Source organism: Gloeothece verrucosa PCC 7822 (genome assembly GCF_000147335.1).
In the GTDB taxonomy this organism is placed as follows: Bacteria; Cyanobacteriota; Cyanobacteriia; order Cyanobacteriales; family Microcystaceae; genus Gloeothece; species Gloeothece verrucosa.
This window is the reverse complement of record NC_014533.1, coordinates 679635-699089: the sequence shown is the minus strand read 5'-3', so window position 1 is coordinate 699089 and position 19455 is coordinate 679635. Positions and strand designations below refer to the sequence as shown.

General features: G+C 39.6%; 10 protein-coding genes and 2 pseudogenes. 10 read left to right on the top strand and 2 right to left on the bottom strand.

Annotated features, from left to right (window positions below; all coding sequences use genetic code 11):
• The first annotated feature begins 49 nt into the window (after positions 1-49).
• The 7 genes and pseudogenes from CYAN7822_RS29580 (at position 50) to CYAN7822_RS29555 (ending at position 12823) form a co-directional block, all read left to right on the top strand.
• Positions 50-2053 carry a hypothetical protein gene (locus CYAN7822_RS29580; protein WP_013334645.1) on the top strand — a complete coding sequence of 668 codons (2004 nt, stop codon included), beginning with the start codon at positions 50-52 and terminating at the stop codon, positions 2051-2053.
• Positions 2054-2156: 103 nt separating this feature from the next.
• Positions 2157-2420 (top strand): annotated as a pseudogene (locus tag CYAN7822_RS40585) (transposase family protein); the annotation flags it as partial.
• 339 nt (positions 2421-2759) lie between these two features.
• Complete coding sequence (locus CYAN7822_RS29575; protein ID WP_013334644.1) at positions 2760-3923, top strand: IS4 family transposase; 1164 nt, start codon at positions 2760-2762, stop codon at positions 3921-3923.
• A 524-nt stretch (positions 3924-4447) separates the two neighbouring features.
• The gene (locus CYAN7822_RS29570; protein ID WP_013334643.1) at positions 4448-4837 is read left to right on the top strand and encodes a response regulator; all 390 of its coding nucleotides are present in this window, start codon (positions 4448-4450) and stop codon (positions 4835-4837) included.
• A 568-nt stretch (positions 4838-5405) separates the two neighbouring features.
• On the top strand, positions 5406-7847 hold the full coding sequence (locus CYAN7822_RS29565) for a response regulator (protein ID WP_013334641.1): 2442 nt from the start codon (positions 5406-5408) through the stop codon (positions 7845-7847).
• Positions 7848-7963: 116 nt separating this feature from the next.
• Positions 7964-12436 carry a PAS domain S-box protein gene (locus CYAN7822_RS34955; protein ID WP_013334640.1) on the top strand — a complete coding sequence of 1491 codons (4473 nt, stop codon included), beginning with the start codon at positions 7964-7966 and terminating at the stop codon, positions 12434-12436.
• 9 nt (positions 12437-12445) lie between these two features.
• Positions 12446-12823 carry a response regulator gene (locus CYAN7822_RS29555; protein ID WP_013334639.1) on the top strand — a complete coding sequence of 126 codons (378 nt, stop codon included), beginning with the start codon at positions 12446-12448 and terminating at the stop codon, positions 12821-12823.
• Positions 12824-12833: 10 nt separating this feature from the next.
• Here CYAN7822_RS29555 and CYAN7822_RS34950 read toward each other — a convergent pair whose 3' ends face one another.
• On the bottom strand, positions 12834-16622 hold the full coding sequence (locus tag CYAN7822_RS34950) for a PAS domain S-box protein (protein WP_013334638.1): 3789 nt from the start codon (positions 16620-16622) through the stop codon (positions 12834-12836).
• Between the two features lie 73 nt (positions 16623-16695).
• Positions 16696-16935 carry a hypothetical protein gene (locus tag CYAN7822_RS29545; protein ID WP_013334637.1) on the bottom strand — a complete coding sequence of 80 codons (240 nt, stop codon included), beginning with the start codon at positions 16933-16935 and terminating at the stop codon, positions 16696-16698.
• Positions 16936-17464: 529 nt separating this feature from the next.
• Between CYAN7822_RS29545 and CYAN7822_RS29535 the strand changes: the two genes are divergently transcribed.
• From CYAN7822_RS29535 to CYAN7822_RS29525, 3 genes and pseudogenes are all read left to right on the top strand, one after another.
• Positions 17465-17950: a DUF3122 domain-containing protein gene (locus CYAN7822_RS29535; RefSeq protein ID WP_157871982.1), complete on the top strand. Its 486-nt coding sequence runs from the start codon at positions 17465-17467 to the stop codon at positions 17948-17950.
• Positions 17951-17973: 23 nt separating this feature from the next.
• Positions 17974-18528, top strand: a pseudogene (locus tag CYAN7822_RS29530) (sulfite exporter TauE/SafE family protein); the annotation flags it as partial.
• 121 nt (positions 18529-18649) lie between these two features.
• The gene (locus CYAN7822_RS29525) at positions 18650-19381 is read left to right on the top strand and encodes a hypothetical protein (RefSeq protein ID WP_013334634.1); all 732 of its coding nucleotides are present in this window, start codon (positions 18650-18652) and stop codon (positions 19379-19381) included.
• Positions 19382-19455 lie beyond the last annotated feature (74 nt).

Genomic DNA, 19455 nt, shown 5'->3' with positions numbered 1-19455 from the left:
GTTCTGTTTATAAATAGCTGAAACATCAAACAACAAGAGGAATAAACTTATGAGCATTCTATCTCTGCCGCGTCTCTACTTCACAGGAGAAATATTCTGGAATCCAGATACGGCTAACAATACTCCTGACAACTACAACGAATCTACTAATGAGGTCACAACACCATTGCCGCAAGGGGTTACCTATGAGACCTACAAGCAATATATGATGACTTATCAACAAGGTAAGCTTCCTGGCGATTGGAATTATTTCGGCGACCATGCCTGCAATTTCGTTGACTATGACGATACCTTAGCCAGAAAAACTAAAATAGTTGGGGGGACTCTGCCTGACGGGCGTGATGTTACGGTCGGAGATCCCATTATTGGTAAAGGAGTTCAGATTCTCGGCAACGCTTTCAACGCCCAAAAAACTCTACCCCCCTGCCGCTTAGTGGATGTCGATCCTTACTCGGTTTGGTCATCACAGATCTTTTTTAATCGTTTAGCCATCGGAGACGAGGAAACAGGAATTCAAGGTCCGCGATATCAGAGGATGTATTCTTACTGGGTTGGAAAGCGCTCTTTGGCCCCTTTGCCGATCGCCGGTACCTTTAGTGTCATTTGGCAAACAGCGATCCCCTTTGAGGGTCTTACCATCAACAATCCAGAAAATTCCGCCCTCCTGGCAGCCCTAATCGAAGCTATGCAGCAGCCTAAGGCTCAGGGGTTAATGATTCGTTTTAGCACCTATCGAACCCTCTACTATCAAAATGGCATACGGAACAAATATCCATACCAACCTCGCAATAATCAGGAACTGAGCCAGTTGTATTTACAGGGTAAGTTGGTTATGAATCCAGCTTACAGTCTTGTGACTGGTTCGATTGGGATCTGGAACCAAGGTGAACCGGCTACTGCCCCTGGAGGTCGCTACTTAGTGGCCAGCAATCCCGTCACACCCCCAAATAGCACTCAGCGCCTCCGCCTCAAACCCGCACTCGCCCAACTCGATCCCAAGCGCAAGACTTTGAGCCTTGACTTTCTGGATACAATCCCTGAAATCGACAAAGATGCCCATAAAGCCGACTTTGGACCATTAAAAGTTCAGGTCATCAACCCCGATCAAAGCATCACGGACATCGCTACCCTTTATTACAAAGACTACAACAAACAAGCCTATGAGGCTCGTGCCGGGATTATTGATCTTAAGCTCAAGGATGAAGGACTAATTGAGAAAATTGAGAAGGGTTGTCTAGCACTGTCAGTAAGCCAAGGATTGCCCTGCGACAAAGGTGTCCAAGCACTTTTAGAGGAACCCTACACGGCGATCAGCGATGACCGGGGAGTTTATATCGAACAGGGTGAAACCAAATCTTGCCTCATCCAAGTTCAATATAAAGGTAAACCGGCTCCTGCGGGGACGAAATTACTCCTAGCACAATATGATAATGATAATAATGGACCAAAATTAATCGATCCTAATGGCTCTGATCACAGCACTTCTTCTCGATCAATCAAGGAAGATAGCAAGATTGACTTATCCTTGTTACGGGCAGAAAGAACGGCAAAGGCAGTCAAGGAAGAGCCTTCAGGGCGCGTCAACATACCTACCGGTACGGTTGTGGAAGTTGGCGAAGACGGAACAGTTAAGATTGACTTACAGTCCGTCAAACCAGGTTGTTGTAATCTTGGGCTTTTCCCATTCGGTTCTGGTGGACAGATGCCGATCCTGCCAAACCCGTTGAATACTGAGTACAACAACTATATAACTATTCGGGCTATGCCTTTTGACAACGATTTGGATAGCAAGCCTGATGAAGAACTCAATTGGGAGTTTATTTACAACAACATTTTCCGGGTCTACAACCTAATTTATCCGGTCATGTCCGAGGTTCTCCCCCTAGACGATCGCACGTTAATTGAGGGGGCTTGGATGCAAATGAAGGCAGTCAGCGCTGATGATATGTTCGAGAGTACCCTCTATATGTCCGTTACTCGTGACCTGTCGGCCGGAAAGCGGCGGTTGCTCAATCGTTGGTGCGATCTCGTATCCCGTGACGCACAACCCTAGAGTTTGACAGGGTAACAAGTCGCCTGAAATCTTTGCCTTTCTAATGTTTAAGAAATTTCGGGCGGCAAATTTATAGTATTGGACTTTAGACAAAAGAAATTTTATGGCTCTCCTAAATTTACCAGGGGTTATAAGCTGTTGCAGAAAATACTTTAATTTTATCAGTAAAAAAAGCTTCAAAAACAGCAATATGTCCTCGTTGTGGTCAACGTTTTCCCACCGTGCGACGGCGCAAACTGCGTTTACTTCGTTAAAAAAGCTATCGTCTTTATCAAACTAAAAAGTATTTAGTCAAGATTTACTAATAGGAAATAAAGAAGTAATATTAAGAGTAAATCGTCGTATATTTAAATGTGATAATTGTAAGTGGATTTGGATTTTAAAATTTTAATAACTTTGAAATACTAGCTTTACTTTTTGGGCATTGTCTTAATAGTTTAGCACACTAAGTACGCAAGAACCTAAAAATCTTCTTTAGCCGTTTTCTTGACGGGGTGACAAGCAGCCTGAAAGCTTGGTTTTTTCACAGGTTGAGGATTTGGGGTCGTGAAAAATTTGGGTGCGGCTGAGTACGTAAATTAGTACAAAAATCCCCAAACCCTGAAAGAGCGGCTCAAAAAATTAAATTTTCTTGAAAATCATCATGACTTGTTGTTAATAGTGCTAAAAATATTGGTCTATTACTGTTCAATAGACCAATTGATTCATGGATTTTTTACAATATTATCAAACTTATTTTGAAAATACCTTAACTTCTTCAGAACTGTTAACATTAAAATTATTAATTTGGTTACTTCAAGTTCATAAACAAGTTAAAATAGAGAGATTAGCGGCTTGTTTACCTATTCCAATTTTATATGAAAGCCGTCGCCGAAAAATTCAGAGATTTTTAAATTTAAAAAAATTAAGTTTAACTTTATTTTGGTTTCCTTTAATTCAATTAATTATTCAAAAAAATTTTCAAGTTCAAGAACGTCTTATTCTTGTTTTAGATAGAACGCAGTGGAAAAATAATAATATTTTTGTGATAAGTTTAATCTGGAAAAAAAGAGCTTTTCCTTTATATTGGTTAATTTTAAATAAAAAGGGAAGAAGTAGTTTAGAGGAACAACAAGCTATTATTAAGCCAGTCTTAAAATTATTGGCTAATTATAGTTTAGTTATTCTAGGAGATAGAGAGTTTCATGGTATAGAATTGGCTTATTGGTTAAAAAATTTAGATAGAAAAAGTAAAAATAAAATTCACTTTGCTTTTAGAGAAAAAGGAGACGTTAATTTTAAAAAAGGAAGAAATGATTATCAACTTCTCAAGACTCTAGTCCAAGGTCCAGGAATAAAAATCTTTCTCTCAAATGTACAAATCACGAAAAAGAAAGGTTTTGGCCAATTTAATTTAGGAATTTATTGGAAAAGAAATTATCTAAACTATAAAGAAAAAGAACCCTGGTTTATTTTAACTAATTTGCCTTCTTTAGATGAAACAATAAAATATTATAAAAAACGAAGCGGTATTGAGGCAATGTTTAAAGACTGTAAAACAGGTGGTTATAATCTTGAAGGCAGTAAAGGAAATGAGGTGAGACTCACAAATTTAATTTTATTAATAGCTATAGCTTATACAAGTTCAGCACTACTTGGTAGAGTCATCAAAAATAAAGGATATCAAAAATATATTTCAAGATTGAGCGAACCCAAGAGAAAAAATAAGCGACATAGTGATTTTTGGGTAGGTTTATATGGCGACAACTGGATTTTTGCGGTAGAATTCTGCTTTAATTTTATACAAGAAATAATGATTATTAACCGGCATAAAATTTTCAATTATCAAAAAGGAATGAAAGCTTATTCTCAAATTAGTGCCATTTATTAAAACTTAAATGCTTTTGGGGTTTGAATTTTAAAAAATTATTAATAATTTAATATAACCTTGTACTTGACGAAAAAATCAACCCCAGAAAGTTCAGAAAATTTGCCAACAATAATTTAGCTAAACTTATTTCAAATTATTTGAGAATTAGCTTTTTTTATAATTTAAGTTGATTTTTTGCTTCTTCCGCATATTTTAAATTCAAGCCGCATCTGGGTTTAGCCATTGCTTGTCACCCCGTCAAGCCGTTTTCTTTATTTTTTTTAAACAGTATCTTAAAGAGAAGTGAAAACAAAAAAAGGTTTACTTTTCTTACACAGTAATTTTGATTTTTATACAGGTAGTTATTAAAAACATATCAATAAAAAAACGAAGCTTTATTGAAAAGTAATGTAGAGAATTGTTGCTGGATGTTTACATTAGCCAAGAATTCATAAATAATTCACAAAATTTCCCTATCTTCAAACAAAGATTATATGGCTTAAATAATAAAAAAAATTGTTAAAAACCTAAAGGATCTTGAAAAAATGGCTAAAAAACGAGTTTTAGTGATTGATGACGACGCGGGGGTGCGAACAGTCGTACAGGGATCTCTAGAAGATCTAGCTGGATGGCAAGTAACAACCGCGAGTACAGGGTATCAAGGATTATTGAAAGCAAACCAAGAACAATTTGATGTTTTAATTTTAGATATAAAGATGCCAGGAATGAATGGCCTTACTGTGCTGAAACATTTAAAAGAAAACCCCAAAACTCGAACATTACCCGTCATCTTATTAACAGCAGAAATCATTTTTATGGAGGCAGAAAGCAAAAACAATATTGAAATTAAAGGAGTGATAACTAAACCCTTTAATGTTAACACGTTAGCTCAACAAATAGCCAAGCTTGTAGGCTGGACTTTAAACGAAAATTAACTTCTTTTGTCAACAAGGGCGCAGGGGGCAGTTCGTAGCCGGTTCTTAATGTTAAGCGGTCTATTATGGTTGTATGTATCACTTACCTTGACTTATTAATATATTGTTATGGTAACTATGCTTAAACCATTTTCTACACTAGATTAATCAATTAAAAAGTTAATTAGAGAATTATTACATTTAATTTACATCAGCCAAAAATTCATAAATAATTCATAAATTTTTTAGATGTTTAAACAAAGTCAACTCGACCTTTAAAAAAATGAACCGAGATTCAAAATAAAGTTTTAAGAGAAGAGTAAAAATGAATAACTGTCCTTGCTGCTCTCACATCATGCTCCGTCACATTCGTAACCATCAGTTGTACTGGTTCTGTCGAAACTGTTGGCAAGAGATGCCTCTGCTAGAAGCAACCCCTGTGGGCTGCGCAAATCAACTTAGGGGACTTCTCCATAAAAATTCGGAAAAAGTGTTGATTTATTTATAGTATAGATAAGACAAAATTGAACTTTGATTAAGCCGATAAAGGCTATAATGATGGCAAACAGCACAAAAGATCAATAGATTTGTGAAAATCCTTTGTATCGAAGATGATGAAAGTTTAGCCAAACTGCTTTATCAAATCCTGGTAAAGCAACACTACGAAGTAGAAATAGCAACAGACGGGGAGACTGGATGGAACTTAGTCACTACCTCGGCTTACGACCTAATTCTACTGGATTGGATGTTACCGAAACTGACGGGAATTGAACTTTGTGAAAAATTACGGACTAGAAATGGTCTTATCCCTAGCCAAAACCAAGACACTCCCATATTGCTGATGACGGGGTTGGATACCACAACCAGTAAAGTAATGGGATTGGATGCAGGAGCCGATGATTACCTCGTAAAACCATTGGATTTTGAGGAATTGTTGGCTAGAATCCGTGCCCTCTTACGCCGTAAGTCAGGAGAGAGAGCGCCTATGTTAAAATGGGGCCAATTGTGCTTGTGTCCCAATAGTGGTCAAGTCACCTATCTTGAGCAAAAAATTCAACTGGCTCAAAAAGAATATAAATTATTAGAGCTATTTTTACGAAATCCCGAGCAAATTTTTAGCCTCAGTCGATTAGTTGACAGTTTATGGAGTATCGAAAAAACACCGACAGAAGGGGCAGTGCGAGCGCATATTAAAGGATTACGACAAAAATTAAAGCAGGCAGGAGTTCCCGACCCATTAGAAACAATTTATAAAATGGGTTATAGATTGAAAAAGGTAGATCAAGCCGAAGATAAACGCCTAGTTAATCGAGATAAAAACTTATCTTCTCCCTATTGTCTTTCTTGTTTCCAAATCCCGCCCGAATTATGGGAAGTGTGGCAGGAGTGCCGGCAGTCTTACTGTGATCGCGCTTCAATCATCCAGCAAGCTGTAACGGCTCTCAAAAAGGGAACTCTAACCCCCCTTTTGCAACATCAAGCGGAACGAGAAGCTCACACCCTAGCAGGTTCTTTGGGAAGTTTTGGTCTAGAAAACGCTTCAAGTATAGCGCGTCGAATTGAAGAAATATTCAAGCAACCCCAGCCGCCAAACCCGTTAGAAACAGAACAATTATTTCAATGGACAACCAAATTAACTGAAGCATTAAGCTGTAATTTGCCCAATCCAAATAGTTGCGATTTGAGGCAAAAAAAATCTTCTGTTAGCCTTGTTTTGTCCCCACGCGGAACCCTGTTAATATTAGAGTCGGACATGACTTTAAGACAACTTCTGGTTAAAGAAGCATTGACTTGGGGGATTGAAACCCAAGTGGCGACAACCTTGGACGAAGCCGAGAAATTACTCAATAGCGGTCAATGTAATGTAATGTTGCTAGACCTTAATTTTTACGATTCTGAGCCAACAGGGCTACAATTTCTCGCCACCCTTAACCGTCAGCATCCAAGCCTTCCAGCAATAATATTAACCGCAGAGGAAAGCTTTGAAAAACGAATCGAAGCCGCCCGATGGGGAAATCACTACTTTTTGGTAAAACCTGTAGTGCCCTCTCAAATTTTAGCGGTTGTCACTCAAACCTTGCGACAGGCGAGTGAATCGAGCGCGAAAATATTAATTGTCGATGACGATTCCTCTCTCTTAAAGCTTCTGAGTACCCTCTTAACGCCCTCGGGTTATCAATTAACGTTACTAAGTGAACCACAACAATTTTGGGAAATCTTAGAGCAAAGCGAGCCGGATTTGTTGATTTTAGATATTAAATTCTCTAAGCCGGCCTCGTCAGACCAGGAAAAGGAAAGAAGTTCATTTTTTAATGGAATTGAATTGTGTCAAGTGATTCGTAATGATTTGCGTTGGAATCGCTTACCGGTAATTTTGTTGTCGGTTCACACAGATTTAGAAACCGTTCAACGTGGTTTTATGGCTGGGGCTGATGATTTCTTGAGTAAACCTGTCGTCGCTAGTGAACTGTTAATCCGAGTACGAAGCCGCTTAAAACAGAGAAAAATGTGGAAAATTATCGAGTACGATGAATTAACCGGCGTTAGCCTCCGCCGCAAAGCCCTAGAAGATTTAACGAGAGCTATTCATTTAGCGCAACGACAAGGACAACCTTTTTGTTTAGCAATATTAGACCTAGACCACTTTAAGCGGGTTAATGACCAATACGGGCACGAAACTGGCGATCTTGTTCTTAGCTACTTTGGGCAATTACTCAATAAATCCTTCCGTTCTCAAGACATTATCGGACGCTGGGGAGGGGAAGAATTCGTAGTAGGCATGATTGGCATGACTAAACTTGAAGGGAGCAAGCGTTTAGAAAACATTTTAGAAAAATTAAATAACTATTTGTTTGTAGCCGCGAATGGAACATCTTTTAGAGTTACCTTTAGTGGCGGCATTGCTCAATTAAGGGAAAATGGGAATGAGCTACAAATGCTTTATACAGCAGCAGATCAAGCCCTTTATCAGGCTAAGGAAGCAGGGAGAAGACGAATAATAGCCGCCGAAAAATCCCAACCTAACAACTGAGAAACCACTGAAAAACTTTTTTAAAAATAATTTTAAGATATTTTAATATTTTTTTAATTTTATTGACAGTTAATTAAAGGAGTTTAATATATAAAATAGAAACGGGTAATCGTTCTATGAATCATTCACAAAATGTAGATAATATTAGTAATAACGAACCCCCCTCATGGGAGCAAAAAACTTTAGAAGTTATATCAAGTGAAAGTGAACTTTTGTTACGCTTGGCTCTGGAGCTAAACGATATTGGCGTTTGGGAGTGGGATATAACAACCGGAGTGATGAAGGGGAATGATTATTATTACCGCTTATTAGGCTATGAACCTGGGAACCTTGAGCCAAGCTATCGACTCTGGCGTAATCAGATTTATCCCGATGATGTCGGTTCTGTCGAAAACAAGCTCATTCAAGCATTGACCAAAAAAACAGGTTATGATGTAGAATTTCGAGTTTTATTAAAAGATGGCACTATACGCTGGCAACAAAGCAAAGGGCAAGGGATTTACAACGAGGCAGGTCAAGCAGTGCGGATGGTTGGGGTGACTTTTGATATTAGCGAGCGCAAAGAAAGGGAAGAAACCCTGGCCAAAGATGAACAAAAGTTAAGTTTATTTGTCAGATGTGCCCCGGTTAGTGTAGCGATGCTTGACACGAATATGAATTATATAGCCGTCAGTCAACGTTGGGTAGATGTTTATCATCTGGGCGAAATCGAAGCAATATTGGGGCATTGTCATTACGAAATCTTCCCTAATATTCCTCAGCGTTGGCGAGAAATCCATCAGCGCGGTTTAGTGGGTGAACTAATCAAATGTGAGGAAGACCGCTTTACCTTACCCGATGGAACTGTACAATGGTTGAAATGGGAAGTTCAGCCTTGGCGGCACAAAACAGGACAGATCGGCGGTATTTTCATCTTTGTGGAAGATATTACCGAGCTTAAACAAGCCCAAACGACTCTCGAACAGCAAATTCAGCAAGAATATTTACTCGGCGAGATCGCCTCAGACATTAGACGCTCCCTCAATCTAGACGAGGTATTGTCTCGCACCGTCCATCGAGTCAGAGATTTCCTCCAGACAGATCGTGTTATTATCTTTCGCTTTCGCCCGGATTGGCAAGGCGATGTCATCAGCGAATCGGTTGCAGAACAATGGACTCCCATCCTTTCGACCACCATTTATGACCCCTGTTTTAGCGAGTGCTACATTGATCCTTACCGCCAAGGGCGAGTGGCGATGATGTCCGATATTGATAGCTTAGAGCTAGAAACTTGCTACGTTGAGCTACTGAAAACTTTTCAGGTTAAAGCTAACTTGGTGGTTCCCCTTCTGCTAGAAGAACAGCTTTGGGGTTTGCTAATTGTCCATCATTGTAGCGCCCCTCGTGTCTGGCAATCGTCGGAAATTACGCTACTACAGCGACTGGCCACCCAAGTTAGCATTGCTGTACAACAGTCCGAACTCTATGAGCAAAGGGGACGCGAATTGTCAGAGCGCAAAAGAATACAAAATATTCTCCAAAAAAGCGAGGAGTTATTTCGCTCCCTTAGCGCTGCCGCTCCCATAGGGATCTGTCAAATTGATGCCGATGGAATGTGCATCTATAGCAATCGTCGCTGGCAGAAAATGTCAGGACAGGACTTGACAAATTCTCTCGGTTATGGGTGGCTAGAAGCGATTCACCCAGAAGATCGCGGCCTCTGTTTGAGGGGCTGGAAAACTTATCTTCAAGGGAAAGGAAGATTTTTAAGCGAATTTCGTTTATTAACTCCACAAAAAAAAGTTCACTGGGTTTGGGTTCAAGTTGCGCCAATGCAATCAGCTACAGGAGAAATCATCGGTCATGTCTGTACTTACGAAGAGATCACCGCAAGGAAACAGGCAGAATTAGCATTACAAAAATTAAATGAAGAATTAGAAATCCGAGTCAGTCAAAGAACCGTAGAATTAGAACAAGAATTACTGCGGCGAGAACGTATAGAACAAGAGATACGTCATAGTGAAGCGCGATTTCAAGCATTCATGGCTCATAATCCCGCCTGTGCCTGGATAACAGATTCCAATGGACAGATGCTTTATGCTAACCAAACTTATTATCAGACTTTTCAATTATTAAATCAAGAAGTAATCGGGCATAATCTTTTTGAGCTTTATCCTGATGAAATTGCTCAACATTATCTAAATAATATTCAAGCTGTTGTTAAAAGCCAGACAACACTAGAAACGTCCAGGCATAGTCTAAAACCCGATGGAACAATGGGCGAATTTTTAGTTTACAATTTCCTCGTTCCTAATTCATCAGACGAACAATTAGTCGGTGGTATTGCTGTGGATATCACTGAACGGAAACGCATCGAAAAGGCTTTACAGGCGAGCGAAATTCGCTACCGAGCTATTATCGAAGATCAAACCGAAATGATAGCCCGTTTCTTACCTGATAGCACTGTTTTATTTGTTAATGAGGCTTACTGTCGTTACTTTAATATTAAACGAGAGGAAATCCTTAATAAGAGTTATAGCCCTGTGATTTATGAGGCGGACTTAGAAAAAGTCAATCAATTAGTCGAATCGATGAGCATTGAAACTCCGATGTTAGTGATTGAAAATCGGGTCATCGACGGTCGGGGGGAGGTACGCTGGACGCAATGGGTTAATCGTATGTTATTCGATAATCAGGGTAATCTAATTGAATTGCAATCAGTGGGGCGGGATATCACCGAGTTAAAACAGGTAGAAGGAGCATTACGGGAAAGTCAAGAGCGTTTACAACTGGCCCTAGAAGCGTCTGGTGATGGAATATGGGATTGGAATATTCTTACGGATGAAGTTTATCTTGATCCGCAATTTTTTCAAATGTTAGGCTATAAAGCTGATGAATTAACCTCCTCGTTTAGCACTTGGGAACAGTTAGTACATCCTGAAGATTTAATCTGGGTAAAAGAAAGACTGGAAAAACATCTAGAAAACACCGCAGTAGATTATCGTTTTGACTACCGCTTACAAACAAAATCAAATGAGTGGAAATGGATTGCTAATTATGGTAAAGTTGTCGCTATAGACGAAAAGGGTAAACCCTTGCGAATGATTGCAATTCATCGCGATATTAATGACCGCAAACTGTTTGAAGCGGCTCTCTTAGAAAGTGAAGAACAACGGCGATTAGCATTAGATTTGACTCACATCGGCTTTTGGGATTGGCAGATCCCCACTGGACAATTGATCTGGAATGAAAATCACTTTACCCTATTAGGCTTACCTTCTAACAATCCTAAACCTCGATATGAAGATTGGCGAGATTGCATTCATCCTGAAGATAAGGAGCGTGTCGAGCAACTTTATACAAAATCCATAGAAACTCATACAGATTACGAGTCTGAATATCGCATCATCCATCCGGATGGATCGGTGCATTGGTTAATGGCCCGAGCAAAAGCAATTTACGATCTAGAGGGTCAACCTGTTCGTTCTTTGGGTGTACTGTTGGATATTACTGATCGCAAACATATAGAAGCGTCACTTCGAGAATCGGATCGGCGCTGGCAATCGCTCCTCGATAATGTACAATTAGTCGTAATTGGGTTAGATCTCGATGGTTATATTGAATACGCAAATCCATTCTTCTTAAAACTTACCGGATATCAGTTAGAGGAAGTATTGGGTCAATACTGGTTTGATTTTCTCAACCCTCAAGAGAAACATCCGCTCAAAATTATTTTTAAAGAAGTTCTAGAGCAAAACTTTCATCCTTACTATCAAAATTCTGTGATGACTAAATCCGGTGAAGAACGCATGATTGCTTGGAATAACACGATTTTAAAAGATGTGGCAGGGGAACCCATTGGTACGATGAGCATAGGAGAAGATATTACAGAACGCGACAAAGTAGAACGGATGAAAGCGGAATTCATTTCAGTGGTTAGCCACGAATTGCGAACGCCTTTAACCTCAATGCAAGCCGCCCTTAGTCTTTTGAGTGAAAAAATTATCGATCCTAACTCCCCTGAAGGAGAAGCTACCATCCAAATTGCCACAGAAGGAACAGATCGCTTAGTGCGTCTAGTGAATGACATTCTTGATTTAGAACGTTTAGAGTCCGGCAAAATTCGCTTAAAGAAAAGTTTGTGTAATGTGATTGATCTAATCGAAACGGCCATTGCTCAAATGCAGGAAATGGCTAACCAAGCCAATATTACCCTTAAATTTATTCTTTGTTCCTTTCAAATTGAAGCTGATGCTGATCGAATATTACAAGTGTTAACCAATTTACTGAGTAACGCGATTAAATTTTCTCCTCATCATTCGACTATTGAGCTATCAGTAGAGGAACAACAAGATGAGGGAGTCAAAGGAGTTTTGCGTTTTGGGGTGCGCGATCAGGGACGGGGCATTCCCAGTGCCCATCTAGACAGTATTTTCGCTCGATTTGGGCAAGTTGATGCCTCCGACTCTCGCACTAAAGGGGGCACGGGTTTGGGGTTAGCGATATGTCGTAGTATCGTTGAGCAACATGGCGGAAAAATTTGGGCAGAGAGTATTGCCGGTCAAGGTAGCACCTTTTACTTTACATTACCTAAAAAAACTCGAGAATAGAGAGGCATTATGTCAAAGCGCGTTCTGATTATTGATGATGAAATGGGTATTCGCAAAATTACTCAAATTTCTCTTAAGGCGATCGCCGGTTGGGAAGTCTTGGTAGCCGCATCAGGAAGTGAAGGATTGTCAATCGCCCAAACGGAACCTCTTGATGTGATTCTTTTAGATGTTATGATGCCAGAGATGGACGGGATTACCACCTTTAAGCAACTTCAATCTAACCCCTCAACTCGAGCGATTCCGACAATTTTACTCACTGCCAAAGCTCACGTTTCCGAACAGCAAGAGTTTACTAAGCTGCCCGTAAAAGGTATTATTACTAAACCGTTCAAAGCTCCTGATTTAGTCAAGCAAATGAAATCGCTGCTAAATTGGAAGGATTAATAATTAAATTTTAGTGCTTATTTAGGGGAATAGTAAAATAAAAGGTACTACCTTGGCCAAGCTTACTGTTGACCCAAATTTCGCCCCCATGTTGCGTGACAATACTACGACAAATAGCTAAACCTAATCCTGTGCCGCCTTTGGCGCGGGAGTCAGAGGCATCGACTTGTCCAAATCTGTCAAAAATGCTCTCTAGCTTATCACTCGGAATACCTCGCCCTTGATCGCTGATGCTGAATAAAAGACTAGGCATCGGGGAATTCTGCTGTTGAACCTTCAGTTCGATGATGCTGTTTTGGGGAGAGAATTTAATGGCGTTATTGAGAAGATTAATCAGAATTTGGACAAGACGATCACTATCGCACCAGAAAAAGAAGTTTTCATACTCAGATTTAATGATGATTTGAGCTTCTTTAGCTATCTCTTTGATTTGGTCTAGTGCTGCTAGGATCACGCCATCAGTTTGACAAAATTGCTTTTCTAGGCGGATTTTGCCGGAAGATAGCCGTTCGAGGTCAAGAATATCATTAACAAGACGAACTAACCGATTAACTCCTTCAGTGGCAATCTCAATCGTTTCTTGTCCTTCATCAGAGGTCGGATCGATAATTTTCTCATACAATAAACTGAGAGCCGCTTGTAGGGAAGTAAGGGGAGTTCGCAACTCATGACTGACAACGGAAATAAATTCATCTTTCATACGTGCTAATTTCTCGCTTTCGGTGATATCCTGCCCGATACTAACCGTACCAATTGGTTGCTCGTTAGCATCCCGTAGCACCGTATTTGTCCAAGCAATGAGCCGTTCTTCTCCTGAGCTAGTCAGGATTGGATTTTGATAGTAAATATATTTTTCTTGCTCTAACAATTCTCGAAAAATAGTGGTTGTTAGGGAAGTTTGAATGTCAGCCGGAAGAAATTGGTTAAACCAGTTTTTGCCTAAAATTTCAGGTTCAGTGTACTCAGTCAAGGATAAGAAAAAAGGATTGACATACTCAACATTACCTTGCAAATCTAACCCGACTACGATTAATTTAATATTATTGAGTAGTGATTGCCAACGTCTGTCCGATTCTCGCAAAATAGCTTCTTTTTGCTTTTGTTCGCTAATATCACGGGCGATAGTAGAAACAGATTGTACTGCCTCGGTTCCGAAAGTATGAGCAATAATGACCTGAGAAAAAGGTATTTCTTCTCCATCAATCCCTAAAAAAGCCGTCTCTCCTCTCCAGATTCCCTCTCTAATGGCGGTGGGAATCCCTTCATTTTGGATCATGGAGTAAGCCCATTGGGGATAAACATCAGCGATAGTCAAATCAGTAACGGGGCTATTAGGGGCTACTCCTAACAATTTCCGCAAAGCTTGGTTACAATACCCGACTTTTTGCGTTGCTGAAGAGGCTGTTGCTATAATATCAGGAGTGGCTTCTAAAATTTCAATTAACTTAGCCTGCTCAAGTTCTAAACGTTTGCTCTCGGTAATTTCGATAACGACTGCCCCTATCCCTATTAAATTTTCATTTTCTGCCAATATAGGAAAATAGGCTACTGACCAATATCGCATTACCCCCCGACTCGAAGGAACAACAGCCGAAATTTCTAAGTTGATCGGTTGGTTGCTATCTATTACGTTTTCCCATAAAGGTTTAAGGGTGGGAGCCAGTTCCGGCAACACATCATCAAGGTTTCGTCCTAAATGATCTTCTATGCTATAACCATTAATGTCAGCTAGAGCTTGATTGATCTTGAGAAAGCGAAAATTAAGGTCGTTAATACACATCCCCACCTTAGCATCTGAGGCGGCGTTGAAAAATCCATCTAGCAATTGTTCTCGTTTTCTGAGTTCTCGCTCTAATTTTTTTCGTTCTAAGAGTTCTTGCTCGATGTTCTTTTTCGCTCTTTGCAGTTGTTCGGTTCTTTCGATAATGCGCTGTTCGAGTTGGCTATTAAGTTCTTGCAGAGCGATTTCGGCTTGTTTGCGTTCACTAATATTTTCAGTAAAAATAATAATCCCCGCTTCTTTTCCTAAATTATCGTACCAAGGAACAATTTCCCAACGTAACCATTGTTCGGTTCCATCTGAACGGATGAATAACTCTTCGTCACACTTTTCGGTTGCCCCCTTGACACAAAGTTGATGAATTTGCCGCCATTTCGGGGGGATTTCGGGAACAATTTGATAAAGAGAGTGCCCCTGTAGCGTATCATCGGAACTGATTTTATAATCGTCGAGCCAGCGTTGACTCGCCATCAAATAACACATATTACGGTCTACCACTACCACTCCCGCCGGGACATATTTAAAAAATAGCTTGAGGGTTTCTTTTCCTTGTTTGAGGGCGAACTCAGTTTCTTTTTGGGCTGTAATATCCATCCATATACCGAGCATTCTTGTGGCCTGTCCCGTTTGATCGCATATAAAACTTGCTTTTGACAAAATCCAACAAATATGACCTTTGGGGTGAACAACTCGATATTTTACTTCTAAAGGCGTTTGATTCTGTATCGCTTCTTGTAATTTTTGTTCGACTCGCTCTCTATCATCCGAATGAATTTGTTCGAGCCAGAGAGCATAACTCGGAGCCGCCGTTTTTGGGTCTAATCCACTCATCCGAAAAACATTATCACTCGAAATAAAGGCTTCAGTTTTTAAATTGAAGTCCCAGCTTCCGATTCCGGTTAATTCTAGAGTTAAACGCAAGCGTTCTTCATTTATCTTTAGGTTTTCTTCTAATTGTTTTCGTCGAGTCAGATCCCGGTTGGTTTCTAAAATGATTTCGGGATTGCCTTTTGAATCTCGTTGTAACACCTGGCGGCTTTCTACAATAAGCGGCTGACCATCTCGCCTAATATGCAATAGTTCTCCTTCCCAGTATTCCTGCTCAATAATCGTCTGATGAGCGGCTTCAAGGGAGATAGGAAACTGAGTTTGCAACATAGATTCAATTTTTTGCCCTAATGCTTCCTCTTTTGTCCAACCATAAAGACGTTCGGCTCCTCGATTCCAGTAAATAATTTTTCTATTGATATTTAGAGCAATAATCGCCTCGTCAGAGAGGTCTAATAGCTGTGTTTGCTGTCTGAGTTCGGTTTCTATCTCCCGTCGTCTGATTAATTCCTCTTGCTGTTGTCGGACTAGGAGAGCTTGTTGAATAGCAATGGCCACTTGAATGGCCAATTCTTTCATTAAATCAACTTCTGAGGCTGTCCACTGTCTGGGGGTGCTACATTGATGGGCTATCAGTAACCCCCATAAGCTATTTTGATGGAGAATTGGAGCGATTAAATTCGCTCTCACCCGTAAAAATTCTAAAAATTCTACATGACACTGACTTAAATGGGGATCTGTATAAATATCATTCATCGCCCGGGTTCGTCCCTGTTGGTAGGGTGCAACCCAATCATAAGGAAATGTTTCCTCTGGCATGATTTGCCCTTTAATTGACCAAACCGGCTCGGACACGGATTCAGCCACCACTATCCCACATCGATCTGGTAAGAATTGATAGATGATCAGGCGATCGCTCTTAATAATATTTCTGATCTCCGTTACTGTTGTGTCAAAAATTTCTTCGAGTTTTAAAGATTGACGGATTAACAGGGCTGTTCGATAAATTAGTTGTTGTCGTTGTTGTTGCCATTGCCCTTGATGCTCAGTTTCGGCTTGAAAGGTTTGATGTAACGTCTCTAGGGAATGATCACCCCCTTTTGAAGAGGAGGACTTGAGAGTGGCGACTTGAGTCCGTAATTCCTTTAGTTCAGCGAGCAGTTGTGCTTTGGTTTTTTTAAGATCATTCATCTGTTAAAAGGGCAAAAAACTAACCCAAGAGATTTAATACTAATCTTGAAAATTTTCCTCAATTCTATCACACTCAATTTCCTGAAGATCTTAACATTTTTAAAAGTTTTTCATGAGAAATTGCCATCTGGGGCACGGCTTTAAATAATAATAACCATTCCGTCTCGGTTTGCGATAAAGCCCAATCATCGCTAAAATGGATTTTCCATTTTTTGTTCTCATCAATTTGACAAATAAACCCCCGTAGAATGGCTTCACTAATTATTAAATTTACTTCATCATTTTCACCCGCTCTAGGATTAAAGGGCAGCATTGATTTTCTCCACAGAATAATCCGTTGTCTAGTTCAATTTATCCATACTTTACAATCTTCAATTTTTGTGAAGTTTTTATGAAATTCCCCTTGAGCTTTGCAAAACTTAACTTCTTGTCATAGCTCGCGCATCGCATTCCTCTTAACAAACTGAAAAATAAATATAGAAATGACTTAAGGGCTTTAAGACCGAACTTATACCAAGTCTTTATATCCTTGCATTTAATAGCTCCAATCATAATAATTAAGTACTATTTTTACCCAATGGCTATCGGCTGATGAAATCAGTTATTCTTGAAGTAGTACCTTCAAAAACTTATCCAACAGGCTATAATTTTCAATTAATAAACCCTTAATTTACTAATTGTCTAAAGTCCAATTAGAAAGAAAGATTGTTTTCCATTAGCTAAAAATTTAATCGTGACCAATTTTGCTCATTAATCTATGATATGATTATATAACTGTTTAGTAAATATAGCAGAAGTCAGTCATGGAAGTTGTCCAAGAGATTTTTTTGAGCGGTTTGATTATGAAATTTGTTATTTCTCTGACTTTAAGTATTATTCTTCTATTATCTATCTCTTTAAGCATTTCTCAATCTGGAATAGCGTTGATCCGCCAACAGGAAGAAGCACCTGGACAACTGCTATATCAATCCCGGCATAGTTTATCAGATGAAACTGGCAGCACTTGGCAAGTCGTTTTATTTAAGCGTGTTCAAGATGGGGAAGTTAAAACCATTGAGTTACGTCTGGTCGGATTTCCCGGAAGAGCTTCTTTTGTTCATCCTAAAATTTTGCAAATAATCATTAGTGATGGAATCGTTTTAAAAACTCAAGATCAATTTGCCGAACAAGCACCCGCTCCTAACGTTGGTCAATATGACTTCAAAAAAATATTATCTCAATTGCCTACTAACAAAGGAGTGCGGCTGATTTTGCCTTTAGAAAAAGAACGCTCTCTTTTCGTCCCTTCACCAGTATTACTGGAATGGCGATTTTTTGCCCAATCTTAAATTGTAATGGAGAAATATAGATGATGAGTTGGTTTATTGGTCATATTATTGCGGTTTTTATCGGTATTAGTCTTGGATTAATCGGCAGTGGAGGATCAGTTTTGGCGGTTCCTACCCTTGTCTATATCATGGGTGTGCCACCCAAAGAAGCGATCGCTGTTACTTTAGTGGCAGTGGGAAGCGTGAGTTTATTGGGGGTAATACCCCATTGGAAACTCGGCAATGTACGACTCAAAACGGCTGCCGTGTTTGGCTTATCCACCATGATCGGAGCTTATAGCGGAGCGCGTCTAGCGACTCTCCCTTTTATGAGCGGAACCTTACAAATGCTGATTTTTGGGACCACCATGTTACTGGCTGCCCTATTAATGATCCGTAAAACTAGCAAAGCTCAAACTTCTCAAGATTTGAAAACAGTAATAGAACAGTATTCTAAACCTGTTTGTAAATATTGTTGGTTGTGGGTGATGACAGAAGGGATAGGAGTTGGAATGTTAACGGGTTTAGTCGGAGTTGGTGGAGGGTTTGCTATTGTTCCGGCTTTGGTTTTGTTAGCTAAACTTCCGATGAAACAAGCGAGATGACCCCGAAAAAAATTTTTAAAATGTTTGTATTTTTCTAGCCATCACTGTATAATATTTCTGTGAAATTTCTCTACCCTGAGACTGATTTCAATACAAAGCAATTAAAGTGTGATATATGACTCAGAGCTTGACCACTCAAGAGTTAGTAATAGTTGTGGCTGTAAAGAATAACAATCCAACTATTCTAAACGCCGATTTTTTAAAGTACAGTGGTGTAGTCCCTGCTGAATGGGAATTAGCACGTCCTCCCGTCTATACGAATCAAGTAGTACAAATCATCTTTCAAAATGGTATTAGCATAGCGGCTCAAGCAGACCGAATAATGTTTTTAGAAGCCATAGGGACTAAAAACTTAAATACCCTCGAAGTAGCTGAGGTCGCTTATAAGTATATAGAAGCGCTTCCCCGTGCTGAATATCAAGCAGTAGGTATTAACTTACGCTCTTACGTCGGCTATGAAAATGATGCCGATGGAGCTTATCAATATATTTGTAATAAGTTATTATCGGCGGGAAAATGGCAAAATTATGGAGATACGCCAGCTAAAGCTTCGATCAACTATTTTTATAATTTAGAAAATCGGCAACTGAGCTTGTCAGTTAATGAAGCGACACTTCAGTTTCCTGAACAAGTCACTCTACCCGTTGTTCTATTTTCGGGAAATTTTAGCTATGATTTAGGCGAATCTGAACCGAAAGAGCGGCTTAAGAATATAGGAGAAATTATAGCTAATTGGAAGGAGGATTTAAATACTTATACAAATTTAATTAACGAGGGATTTTTAGCTCATTTAGAAGTCAACACTTCCGAAGCGGCTGATTTATTTCCTAGAAGTAGCTCGTTCTAAATTTGTATAGCAAAAGATAGCAGGCAACAGGCAACAGGCAACAGGTAAAGCTTTGCCTTCTGTTAGTTTAATTC

Coding starts and splice junctions, on each gene's coding strand:
- CYAN7822_RS29545 (WP_013334637.1), bottom strand. CDS start 16,935: ATGCTGCCCTTTAATCCTAGAGCGGGTGAAAATGATGAAGTAAATTTA.
- CYAN7822_RS29580 (WP_013334645.1), top strand. CDS start 50: ATGAGCATTCTATCTCTGCCGCGTCTCTACTTCACAGGAGAAATATTC.
- CYAN7822_RS34950 (WP_013334638.1), bottom strand. CDS start 16,622: ATGAATGATCTTAAAAAAACCAAAGCACAACTGCTCGCTGAACTAAAG.
- CYAN7822_RS29535 (WP_157871982.1), top strand. CDS start 17,465: ATGAAATTTGTTATTTCTCTGACTTTAAGTATTATTCTTCTATTATCT.
- CYAN7822_RS34955 (WP_013334640.1), top strand. CDS start 7,964: ATGAATCATTCACAAAATGTAGATAATATTAGTAATAACGAACCCCCC.
- CYAN7822_RS29575 (WP_013334644.1), top strand. CDS start 2,760: ATGGATTTTTTACAATATTATCAAACTTATTTTGAAAATACCTTAACT.
- CYAN7822_RS29525 (WP_013334634.1), top strand. CDS start 18,650: ATGACTCAGAGCTTGACCACTCAAGAGTTAGTAATAGTTGTGGCTGTA.
- CYAN7822_RS29570 (WP_013334643.1), top strand. CDS start 4,448: ATGGCTAAAAAACGAGTTTTAGTGATTGATGACGACGCGGGGGTGCGA.
- CYAN7822_RS29555 (WP_013334639.1), top strand. CDS start 12,446: ATGTCAAAGCGCGTTCTGATTATTGATGATGAAATGGGTATTCGCAAA.